We start from the raw sequence: 9,101 nt of genomic DNA, 5'->3' as shown, positions 1-9,101 counted from the left end.
GGTGTACCTGAACCCGGAGCGAGCGCAGCAAAACGCAGAGAATTACAAGCAAGCAGCGTAACGGCTGAGGCGACAACTACCTTGACACACGCCGCGAGTAAAGAAAAGTGACATCTCACACGTTCTAAAACGGCAACACCGTACAGCCGCGACAGCAGCTAAAAGCATCAAAACCCCGCCCACAAGAGACACTCCCCGCGTCAGCGGGGCTAGAAGCGAACAAGTATCGAGGGGGGTGAACGCGAAAGCTGCGACGCACTGGCGACTCCTTGCTCCGCCGGGTCGATTGACTTCCACCGTTGACTGGCCGAGAATCTACCACGTCACCCCAAACAAGGGTGGCCGAGCGTGGGAACTCGCAAAAAAGTCACAGACGGATCGCCGCCCTTTGCGGCTCAATTTTCGTTTGAGATCGCTATGCCTACTTCCATTGCTCACAACGTTTCAGAGAACCTCCCGCAGCAAATCGAGCGCTCGCTCGCCATCTCCCGGCAATCCCCCCTCCTTGCCGAATTAATGCGCCTGACCTTCCCTGCCGACACGCCCACCAAGCTCGGCGTCCAGGAACTAGCCTACCAACTCGAGGAACTTCGTAGCCGTGCGCAAAGCATCGCGCAAGAAAGCTGCGCCGACCTGCTGCGCGTCAGCGCTGGGCTCGGTGCTGTTCTAAGGCTGCTTGATTTTGATAGCGACGACGTGGAGGACAGCCACGGGCTGCACTGTCTGCTGACGCCGTTGAAGCAGCAGTTGGACGAAGCTTTGAATCGCGTGCAGGGCATGCTCTAAGGCAGATCGATAGAGGCGAGCGGCGCCACTGTCCCGCAGGCGGGGCGTGGCCGCTCGCGGCCACATGCCACCAGCTCAGCCACTAAACACCGCAATACACTCCACCTCCACCCTGGCCCCAAGCGCCAACCCATTCGCTCCAAGCGCACTGCGCGCCGGATAGGGCGCCTGGAAGAACTCCTTGTAGACCTCGTTGAACGCCTGCCATTCGCTGATGTCGGCCAGAAAGATGGTGCATTTGGCGACGTGCTTGAGCGACAGGCCATGCGCTTCCAGCGTGATGCGGATGTTCATCAGCGCCTGCTTGGCTTCTTCGCGGATGCCGCCGGGCACCAGGCGGGTGCTGCCGTGGACGATGCCCATCTGTCCAGAGAGGTAGAACATATCGCCAACGCGCACGGCTTCGGAGAATGGCAGCCCTGCGGGGAGAACTTTGCCGGAGTTCAGGAATTCCATGGTGCACCCTGTCGGTGAGAGCCTTGAATGCCGCTTTGCCATCCGCCGGCCAATGCGCAGCCGGGTGGTGGCAATGCGGTCTTCAAGTCTAGGACACGGGTGTTCAAGATCCCAACCGCCGGCCATCAAAAGTCCGTTTCGGCGCTGCGCCCCCCCAAGGCTGGCGGCACCAAGACGATCATTGCGCCGCCGCAAACCGGTCGGTGGCGGCAATCAACTGATCCATGATGCCGGGCTCGGTCCACGCGTGCCCGGCGCCTTCTATCAGGTGCAGGTCGGAGTCCGGCCACGCCTGGTGCAGCGCATAGGCATACCGCGCCGGGCAGGGCATATCGTAGCGGCCGTGCACGATCACGCCGGGTATGCCGGCAAGGCGATGCGCGTCGCGCAGCAACTGGCCGTCTTCCAGCCAGGCGAGATGCGTGAAGTAGTGGTTCTCCAGCCGCGCAAACGCTAGCGCGAAATGTCCGTCGTCATGCTTGGCGGTGTTGGACGGGTCGGGCAGCAGGGTGATGGTCTCACCTTCCCACACGCTCCATGCGCGGGCGGCTTCCAGCTGCTTTTCGGTATCGCCGCCGGTCAGCACCTTGCGGTAGGCGGCCATCATGTCGCCGCGTTCGGCCTGCGGGATGGGTGCCTGGAAGCGGGCCCATTTCTCGGGGAACATCTCGGATACGCCGTACTGGTAGTACCAATTGAGCTCCGCCTGCGACACGGTATAGACCCCGCGCAGCACCAGTTCGCTGGTGCGCTCCGGGTGTTTCTGCGCATAGGCCAGCGCAAGCGTGGAGCCCCAGGAGCCGCCAAAGACCAGCCAGCGCTCTACGTTGGCCAGCTTGCGCAGGCGCTCGATGTCGTCCACCAGGTGCCACGTGGTGTTGGCATCCAGCCCCGCGTGGGGCGTGGAGCGGCCGCAGCCGCGCTGGTCGAACAGCATGACGTCGTAGCGCGCCGGATCGAACAGGCGACGGTGATCGGCCGATATGCCGCCACCGGGACCGCCATGCAGGAAGACCGCCGGCTTGGCGCCGGGCGTGCCAACGCGTTCGTAGTAGACCACGTGGCCGTCGCCGACATCGAGCGTGCCGGTTTCATAGGGTTCGATGGCGGGATAGAGCAAGCGAAGTTGTGGCATGGATCGGGTTCCCAGGATGCGTGCGTAGTGCAAGAGTGTATCGCCGTTGCCGGCGTTATCTCCACCTGGGTGCCGAAGCACAATCAGATCGATGGGGCTGCCAGGCCGCTGCCATGCATGCCTGGCAAGCCCCCGAACGCGCTAGGCGTTCCAGGTATCGTCGTTCAGGAAGTCGTCATTGCCCGATCCGTCATCCAGAAGCCCGTTGTCCAATGCCGCATCCGGTGAGCCGAGCGGCGAGCGGTCGTCATTGCCGTAGTAGTTGTTGACGACCGTCTCCGTTGGCTGCGCCCCTGCGCCTGGTTGTCCCAGGAAGCCGCTTGCGCCATTGCCACTGCCATTGCGATGGAACATGTTCTCGATGCCCTGGAACAGGAGCGCGCCGCCGGCTACGCCGGCTGCTGTCGTGGCAATGCCGCCCAGGGTGCTTCCCAGGCCGCCACTCAAGAATCCAGGCCGGGACGGCTGCGCGGGGGCAGGCTGGGGTGCCTGCACTGCTTGCGGTACGGCGACCGGTGCGTTCATCGGCGCCGGCATGACGGGGCTGGGTGCCACGCGGTTGGCGCTGTTGCCCCAGGCGTTTTCCGGGTCGAGGAAGTGATTGGCGCCGTTGGCCTGCGCCGCCTGCAACTGGCTCTGCAGCGTGGAGATCTGCGCCTTGGCTGTCGCCAGCGCGTGGTCAAGCAGCATGGCGCGCTGGACCAGCAGGTAGGCGGCATCCGGCTGCCTGGCGACGGCGTCGGCGATGAGGGCTTCCGCCTGGGGGTCCTTGGCGCCGGCCCTGGCCTGCGTGAGTTGGGTCAGGAAGCCTTCCAGTGCTTGCATCTCTTGGGGGGTCATGGCAGCTCCTATCCGGGTTGTCTTGTGTGATGGCAGTCTACGAGCCGAGTCTTAAGCGAGACTTAAAGAAGCGCGCTCGGATGTGATTACCAGGTCTCGCGGCCGACTCAAGCCAGGCAGGCGTGCCTCGCGCCAGATATTTTAAGGGTCGTGTCGATTTCCGGTATCCCGATTCGTCGTAGTATCAGAGCCGCCCGTCGAGCCTGATCTGGTTTCAGGGCGTGCGGTTCCCACAACCCACTCAAGGAGAAACGACGATGCGTGTCATGGTGATGGTTAAGGCTACGACCCAGTCGGAAGCCGGCAGGATGCCCAGCACGGAGCTGCTCACCGCAATGGGCAACTTCAATGAAGAACTAGTCAAGGCCGGCGTGATGCTCGCGGGCGAGGGCTTGCGCCCAAGCGCCAAGGGCAAGCGGGTGCGATTCTCCGGCAGCCAGCGGTCCGTGATCGATGGACCGTTCGCGGAGACCAAGGAGCTCGTCGCCGGGTACTGGCTGTGGCAAGTCAAGTCCATGGAAGAGGCTGTCGAATGGGTCAAGCGCTGCCCCAACCCCATGGAAGGCGACTCCGAGATCGAGATTCGCCCGCTGTTCGAGCTCGACGATTTCGGTGCCGAACTCACGCCCGAGCTGCGGGCGCAGGAAGAGCGCCTGTGGGCAGAGGCGCAAAGCGCCGCCGCGAAGAAGACAAGCTGAGGACGAGCCAAGGCAGGGTTGCGGCATGCGCACCAAGGCGCTCTGGCGGCGCCTTTCTGTTCTAGACTTGTCTTTTTCCATCTCTCTATCAGGGAATCGAATGCCAAAACAGCAAAGCGCATGGACCCGGCATGTCTCGGCGGGCGCGATCGTGTTCGCAACGCTCATGGCTGGATGCGCCGCCCAGCCCCCCGCCAGTGCCGTGCCCAACCCGGGCCCGCAGGGCGGGCGCGGCACGCCGGAGGGTTGCCAGGCCGACAAGCTTGGCGATGAAGCCCTGATCGGCAAAAGCGAGGCCAATGCCGCGGCGCTGCTCAATGGCTGCGCCTGGCGCTTTGGTGACCGGGAAGGCCAGCATATGCCAGGCACCATGGACTACAATCCGCAGCGCCGCACGCTGGACGTCAAGGACGGCAAGGTGACCGCAGTACGCCGAGGGTGATCACATCAACCGGTGGCTCGGCAACCTGCAGCGCGGTGATGCCGCTAACCAGCCGCGAAGGTAGCATCGCCACCAGGTCGGTGCTCTCCGGGGCAGTCCGGGTTTGCCGCGCACATCGCGTAGAGGTTGCTCAGCTGACGCGGATACCTGCTTGCCCGACAATTTCCGCGGCTTGTCCCACAGAGATTATGGCGCCCTTGAATGAAGCCGCGGCGGTCATGAGGTTCAGTCCGCCGAGCTCGGCCAGGCGCAGGTCCGCGCCATCGAAGCGGGCCTGCTTGAGGTTGGCGCCGCGCAGGCTGCCGCCCTCGAACAGGGCATCCCGGAAGTCGCAGCCGGCGAGGTCGGCATCGGACAAGTCGAGCTGCTCGAGGCGTTGCTTGCGGAACGACAAGCCGCGCAGGTCGCAGCCGACGAGCAGGGTGTTGTGGAACACCAGGCCCAGGGTGGCGGATTCGCGGAACCGGGCGCCGGTCAGCTTTGTTTCCGTGAAGATTGCGCTGGCCAGCCGCGCGCGGTCCCATTGCGTGTTGTTCAGGTCGCTGTTGCAGAATCGCGCTTCCCCTGCGTCCACCAGGGTGAAGTCGGCGCCGGCGGCCTTGCAGCGCATCCACTTCGACTCGACGAGCTTCGCCCTTTTCAGCTGCGCACCGGCAAAGGTGCACATCAGGAATTCCGCGGACGAAAAGTCCAGCCCACTCAAGTCTTCATCGTCGAAGCCGCATTGCTCGAAACGGAGTTGCGCCGGACGTTGGGCAAGAATCTCGAGGATGGCGCTGCGAGAGAGCTGGGTGTTGCTGATGGTGCAGGGAGAGGATGGGGGCATGGATTTCGCCGTAGGAGCGTGGCAAACGCGCCAAGTCAATGTGGTCTGTTTTGTGTGTTTCGTCTGTCAAGCCTGATCAGGAGGTGGCCCTGTCGCACATGTCCAGCAACAGGGCGAGCAGGCGCGCCTTGCGTGGCCCATCGACGTCATAGACCTCGAACATCTCCGCAAACCACATGCCATCTCCCACCAGCCGGCAGATGAGGAGCTGGTCTTCAGCAGCGGTGCCAGCGAGGTCATGCTTGAGGGCGTCCGTCATGCGCTCGCTCCATTTCTGGCGGCACGAGGGGAGCGTCAAGGCCAGCATGGCGATGGCACGCTGAGTCCCGATCGCGTTGTTGGCGGCCGTATCGTCGAAACACGTCTTGATGTAGGCGCGGGCATGTTTGCCAGGGCGATCGGCCTCGGCAGACAGCGCGCGCTGATAGGCCTTTTCGAATTCCTCGAAGAGCTGGTCTCTCAGCGCTTCGAGCAGGGCATTCTTGCTGCGGTAGTGATACTGCAACCCGCCTTTGGTCACGCCGGCACGTTGCGCCACCAGGTCGAGCGTCACCGACTCGGGGCCTTGGGAGACCAGCAGGTCCCGCACCACGGACAGGCATTGGATTCGGATCAGTTCGGGGTTCTTGGGGCGCCTGCTTGCTTCGGACATAATCAATCCAGCCGGATGGATTGATTATTCTAGCACTGTCGCGGCGATCGACAAGAAACGCTGCCTGAGGCGGATCCAAAGGACTGGCGGCTGGCGGCGTCGCCCGTCACCCCGAGAAAATGCCCCTCCAGCCAGAACGCACCCAGCCCGGAAGCCCCGGGCCAGGTCAACTACGCACGGCCATCAAGCCGCTAAGCGTTGACGATCATCTCAAAACCGCCAAAGATCATCCGCTTGCCGTCGAACGGCATCGGCCCCTGGCTCTGCAGCCTGGGGTCCTCCATCGTGGCCTTCATGCCCTCGTCCCGGACCTTGCGCGATGGCCAGGTAATCCAGGAGAAGACCACGGTCTCGTCCTTCTCCAGCTTGACGGCCATCGGGAACGAGGTGAGCTTGCCCTCGGGCACATCGTCGCCCCAGCATTCGACCAGCCCCAGCGCGCCATGATCCTTGAACACCACGGCGGCGGCCTCGGCGTACTGGCGGTAGATGTCGCGCTTGGCCGTTGGCACGGCGACAACAAATCCATCGATGTAATGCATGTCCGATCTCCTTTGGGATTACCTGCGAAGCGGCGAGCCTGACGCGCGCCGTCATGGGGACGACGAACGGGAGGGGGCGAAATCGACAGGGTATGGAGGCATGCTAGAAAAAATTTCGCGGGGCTGGGAGGGGTGGGCAATCCGGCGGGTCGTTTGCCGGGCGCCGTGTGAATAATGAGAATCTTTGCGGTCGCTGAACCATTTCCCTGAACCGACGGACCCCCCGCGAGGCCGGCAACAGGCGGGGCTCGGGGAAAATTGTACTTTTCTTCTGATTCAGTGCGGCCAGCACTTGCAAATTTCATTACGTTGGGTAGAATTCGCAACCTCACCTAGCCCAGGTGGCGAAATTGGTAGACGCACTAGGTTCAGGTCCTAGCGGTGGCAACACTGTGGAGGTTCGAGTCCTCTCCTGGGCACCAAGATTGAACGCAAAAGGCCTGCATCCGTGCAGGCCTTTTGCTTTTGGGTTTCGACCCAGCGCTTCGACCCGGCGTTTCGACCCCGGCGCGCGCAACAGCATCCGAATTCACTTGATGTAACATCACCCGACTCATCTAGCCAAGGAACGGGAATGTCAAAAGGTCGGGTACGGGTATTGCTGGTTGTCGCGATGGCTGCGCAATGGCTGTCGGCGTGTTCGGGCGGCGTTACCGCGAACTCCATTCAGGCGATGGATCCGAAGCGCGTGCACTCCAAGGTCAGCACAGGCGACCTGGTGCTGTGCCTGAAGCAGCGGCTGGGCGACGATGCCACCGTGATCGCGTATCCGGAACCAGGCAAGGTCGATATCCGGGTCGGGCGTGCCGACGCGGATGAATACAGGTTCTTCCACCTGATCAGCTTGCGCCGCGCTACCGAAGGCACCGATGTCGAGATCCGCAGCTCCGGGGAATGGCACCCCATGATGAGCGCCAGCCGCATCTCCGGCATGGTGGAAGACTGCACGCCGGGAAAAGCCCGCTAAGCCGAAAGCTGAATCCCTGCCGTTACCCCGTTACGGCTCCATCGTGCGCAGAAGGTGTTCCTGCAGTTTCGATATTTCAAGCGCGATGCCGCCGGGAAACCCCTGGCGCCCGCCGCGCTTGTCGATCAGCAGGTCGGCCAGGAAGTCCGAAAGCGCGGTTGGGTTAGCGCAGAGCGCTGCCAGCTGGTTGCCGATGCGCGGATAGGTGCGGCACAGCTCCAGCGGGCGTGCCTCTGGCGGCAGCACAGCCAGCCATTTGAGCGCGGTGGGCGAGAGGGTTTTCACTTCCGCGGATTCCGGTAGCCGCATGCCAGCCCAGTCGGGCTCGCCCTCCGTGGGTACGGCGCCATCCAGGATCAGCCTCGCTTCCTCGACGGTAACAAACTCGAATGAGAGGGGTTCCATGCCAACTCCGGATCAGATCTGTGGGGACGCCATGTGGCGCTGGCACCTATTCTATCGGTTACGGAGCGTTTGAATCTTTCTGTCGCCATAGCTACTGGTGCGCATGCAGGTAGGCCAGCAGGTCCGCGATCTGCCGCTCGTCGCTGATCCCCCAGAAGCGCATCCTGGTGCCGGGCACCACCTTGCTGGGTGACCGGATAAACGCGCTCAACGTTTTCTCGGACCACACGACGCCCGATTTCTTCATCTCAGGGGAGTACTTGTAGTCGGTCGTGCCGCCGGCGACCCTGCCAAAGATCCCATTGAGCTGCGGGCCAAACGCGGCGCGTGCCGAGGGCCCCACGCTATGGCACGAGGCACACTTCGAGGCGAACACGCCCTTGCCGGCATGCGCGTCGCCAGCAGCCTGAGCGGCCGCGTGCAAGGCCAGCGCCACGGTGAACAAAGCGGCTTTTTTCATGGGGCGGATGCTGAGCAAGGGAGGAGCCGGGCATTATATTCGTCTCACTGCGCGCGCGGCCGGCTCACTGTCCGCCGGGCAGCGGCGCCGTGCGCTATGCTGGCTGGGCCGGCGCCATGCGCGCGCGGCCCCGCTCCGGTCGCGCCGGAGGCAACGCGTGACTCCCTGCCCAAGGAGGGCACCACCGCATGAAAGTCCTTCTGTTTGGCGCCACCGGCATGGTTGGCCAGGGCGTGCTGCGCGAGTGCCTGCGCGCCGACGATGTGAAACTGGTGCAGACCGTGGGACGCAGCGCCCTGGAACAGCACCATCCAAAGCTCCTTGATCTGGTCCACACCGACATGACGAACTTCAGCGCGGCCGAATCCCGCTTGCGCGGCTTTGACGCGTGCTTCTTTTGCCTCGGCGTATCGTCCGCCGGCATGAACGAGGCGGACTACACCCACATCACCTACAGCTTCACGCTGGCCGCTGCCGAAACGCTTGTCCGCCTGCACCCCGGCATGACCTTCATCTACGTCTCGGGCGCCAGCACGGACAGCACCGAGGGCGGGCGCAGCATGTGGGCGCGGGTCAAGGGCCGCACCGAGAATGCGCTGCTGCGGCTGCCCTTCAAGGCGGTTTACCTGTTCCGGCCCGGCATCATCCAGCCGCTCCATGGTGTGCGTTCGAAGACGGCTGCCTACCGCGTTTTCTATACCGTGGCCGCGCCGCTGCTGCCGCTGTTGCGGGCGCTGTTCCCGCGCAGCGTGCTGACCACCGAAATCATCGGGCTGGCCATGCTGAATGCCGCACGGCGGGGTGCGCCGCAGCCGGTGCTGGAAGTCGCCGACATCAATGCGCTGGCGAGGGGAGGGTAATCGGTGCGGCTTAGCTGTGCTTTGCACGCACG

General features: G+C 63.5%; 13 protein-coding genes, 1 tRNA gene and 1 pseudogene. 6 read left to right on the top strand and 9 right to left on the bottom strand.

The genetic code is table 11. From position 1 onward, the window contains the following. Positions 1-417: 417 nt before the first annotated feature. Complete coding sequence (locus ACYP5B_RS00525) at positions 418-786, top strand: DUF1484 family protein (RefSeq protein WP_459568139.1); 369 nt, start codon at positions 418-420, stop codon at positions 784-786. Between the two features lie 75 nt (positions 787-861). Here ACYP5B_RS00525 and ACYP5B_RS00520 read toward each other — a convergent pair whose 3' ends face one another. From ACYP5B_RS00520 to ACYP5B_RS00510, 3 genes are all read right to left on the bottom strand, one after another. Continuing rightward, complete coding sequence (locus ACYP5B_RS00520) at positions 862-1,242, bottom strand: RidA family protein (RefSeq protein ID WP_318236883.1); 381 nt, start codon at positions 1,240-1,242, stop codon at positions 862-864. A gap of 178 nt (positions 1,243-1,420) precedes the next feature. Further along, complete coding sequence (gene pip, locus ACYP5B_RS00515) at positions 1,421-2,377, bottom strand: prolyl aminopeptidase (protein WP_459568138.1); 957 nt, start codon at positions 2,375-2,377, stop codon at positions 1,421-1,423. A gap of 141 nt (positions 2,378-2,518) precedes the next feature. Beyond that, positions 2,519-3,217, bottom strand: coding sequence for a DUF2076 domain-containing protein (locus tag ACYP5B_RS00510; RefSeq protein ID WP_400103602.1), 699 nt, complete (start codon positions 3,215-3,217; stop codon positions 2,519-2,521). A 257-nt stretch (positions 3,218-3,474) separates the two neighbouring features. Here ACYP5B_RS00510 and ACYP5B_RS00505 point away from each other — a divergent pair, with 257 nt between their 5' ends. Both ACYP5B_RS00505 and ACYP5B_RS00500 read left to right on the top strand, forming a co-directional pair. After that, positions 3,475-3,915 carry a YciI family protein gene (locus ACYP5B_RS00505; protein ID WP_459568137.1) on the top strand — a complete coding sequence of 147 codons (441 nt, stop codon included), beginning with the start codon at positions 3,475-3,477 and terminating at the stop codon, positions 3,913-3,915. A 100-nt stretch (positions 3,916-4,015) separates the two neighbouring features. Next, complete coding sequence (locus tag ACYP5B_RS00500; RefSeq protein WP_400102480.1) at positions 4,016-4,357, top strand: hypothetical protein; 342 nt, start codon at positions 4,016-4,018, stop codon at positions 4,355-4,357. Between the two features lies 1 nt (position 4,358). On the opposite strand, the pseudogene ACYP5B_RS00495 reads toward ACYP5B_RS00500, so the two are convergent. The 4 genes and pseudogenes from ACYP5B_RS00495 to ACYP5B_RS00480 all read right to left on the bottom strand — a co-directional run. Beyond that, a pseudogene (locus ACYP5B_RS00495) lies at positions 4,359-4,442 on the bottom strand (LysR family transcriptional regulator); the annotation flags it as partial. Between the two features lie 45 nt (positions 4,443-4,487). After that, positions 4,488-5,183, bottom strand: a complete 696-nt coding sequence (locus ACYP5B_RS00490) for a pentapeptide repeat-containing protein (RefSeq protein WP_459568136.1) — start codon at positions 5,181-5,183, stop codon at positions 4,488-4,490. Between the two features lie 76 nt (positions 5,184-5,259). Continuing rightward, positions 5,260-5,835 carry a TetR/AcrR family transcriptional regulator gene (locus ACYP5B_RS00485; RefSeq protein WP_459568135.1) on the bottom strand — a complete coding sequence of 192 codons (576 nt, stop codon included), beginning with the start codon at positions 5,833-5,835 and terminating at the stop codon, positions 5,260-5,262. A gap of 191 nt (positions 5,836-6,026) precedes the next feature. Next, complete coding sequence (locus ACYP5B_RS00480; protein ID WP_267604217.1) at positions 6,027-6,377, bottom strand: DUF1428 domain-containing protein; 351 nt, start codon at positions 6,375-6,377, stop codon at positions 6,027-6,029. 335 nt (positions 6,378-6,712) lie between these two features. Here ACYP5B_RS00480 and ACYP5B_RS00475 point away from each other — a divergent pair. Together ACYP5B_RS00475 and ACYP5B_RS00470 are read left to right on the top strand one after the other, a co-directional pair. Continuing rightward, a tRNA-Leu gene (locus ACYP5B_RS00475) sits at positions 6,713-6,799 on the top strand. Positions 6,800-6,951: 152 nt separating this feature from the next. After that, a complete protein-coding gene (locus ACYP5B_RS00470; RefSeq protein ID WP_459568134.1) occupies positions 6,952-7,344 on the top strand; it encodes a hypothetical protein in 393 nt (130 codons plus the stop codon). 30 nt (positions 7,345-7,374) lie between these two features. Here the strand turns inward: ACYP5B_RS00470 and ACYP5B_RS00465 are convergent, their stop codons facing one another. Continuing rightward, on the bottom strand, positions 7,375-7,749 hold the full coding sequence (locus ACYP5B_RS00465) for a hypothetical protein (protein WP_459568133.1): 375 nt from the start codon (positions 7,747-7,749) through the stop codon (positions 7,375-7,377). A 91-nt stretch (positions 7,750-7,840) separates the two neighbouring features. Next, a complete protein-coding gene (locus tag ACYP5B_RS00460; protein ID WP_459568132.1) occupies positions 7,841-8,209 on the bottom strand; it encodes a c-type cytochrome in 369 nt (122 codons plus the stop codon). Positions 8,210-8,397: 188 nt separating this feature from the next. Between ACYP5B_RS00460 and ACYP5B_RS00455 the strand changes: the two genes are divergently transcribed. Continuing rightward, a complete protein-coding gene (locus ACYP5B_RS00455) occupies positions 8,398-9,069 on the top strand; it encodes an NAD-dependent epimerase/dehydratase family protein (protein ID WP_459568131.1) in 672 nt (223 codons plus the stop codon). Positions 9,070-9,101: the final 32 nt, after the last annotated feature.

It is taken from the genome of Cupriavidus sp. 8B (assembly GCF_054589115.1).
Note: the sequence above shows the minus strand (reverse complement) of the source record. Positions and strands in the feature narration are given on the sequence as shown.

Excerpts from the sequence above, each read along its gene's own strand:
- ACYP5B_RS00470 (WP_459568134.1), top strand. The coding sequence starts at position 6,952 with ATGTCAAAAGGTCGGGTACGGGTATTGCTGGTTGTCGCGATGGCTGCG.
- ACYP5B_RS00525 (WP_459568139.1), top strand. The coding sequence starts at position 418 with ATGCCTACTTCCATTGCTCACAACGTTTCAGAGAACCTCCCGCAGCAA.
- ACYP5B_RS00465 (WP_459568133.1), bottom strand. The coding sequence starts at position 7,749 with ATGGAACCCCTCTCATTCGAGTTTGTTACCGTCGAGGAAGCGAGGCTG.
- ACYP5B_RS00490 (WP_459568136.1), bottom strand. The coding sequence starts at position 5,183 with ATGCCCCCATCCTCTCCCTGCACCATCAGCAACACCCAGCTCTCTCGC.
- pip (WP_459568138.1), bottom strand. The coding sequence starts at position 2,377 with ATGCCACAACTTCGCTTGCTCTATCCCGCCATCGAACCCTATGAAACC.
- ACYP5B_RS00460 (WP_459568132.1), bottom strand. The coding sequence starts at position 8,209 with ATGAAAAAAGCCGCTTTGTTCACCGTGGCGCTGGCCTTGCACGCGGCC.
- ACYP5B_RS00485 (WP_459568135.1), bottom strand. The coding sequence starts at position 5,835 with ATGTCCGAAGCAAGCAGGCGCCCCAAGAACCCCGAACTGATCCGAATC.
- ACYP5B_RS00520 (WP_318236883.1), bottom strand. The coding sequence starts at position 1,242 with ATGGAATTCCTGAACTCCGGCAAAGTTCTCCCCGCAGGGCTGCCATTC.
- ACYP5B_RS00510 (WP_400103602.1), bottom strand. The coding sequence starts at position 3,217 with ATGACCCCCCAAGAGATGCAAGCACTGGAAGGCTTCCTGACCCAACTC.
- ACYP5B_RS00480 (WP_267604217.1), bottom strand. The coding sequence starts at position 6,377 with ATGCATTACATCGATGGATTTGTTGTCGCCGTGCCAACGGCCAAGCGC.
- ACYP5B_RS00505 (WP_459568137.1), top strand. The coding sequence starts at position 3,475 with ATGCGTGTCATGGTGATGGTTAAGGCTACGACCCAGTCGGAAGCCGGC.
- ACYP5B_RS00500 (WP_400102480.1), top strand. The coding sequence starts at position 4,016 with ATGCCAAAACAGCAAAGCGCATGGACCCGGCATGTCTCGGCGGGCGCG.
- ACYP5B_RS00455 (WP_459568131.1), top strand. The coding sequence starts at position 8,398 with ATGAAAGTCCTTCTGTTTGGCGCCACCGGCATGGTTGGCCAGGGCGTG.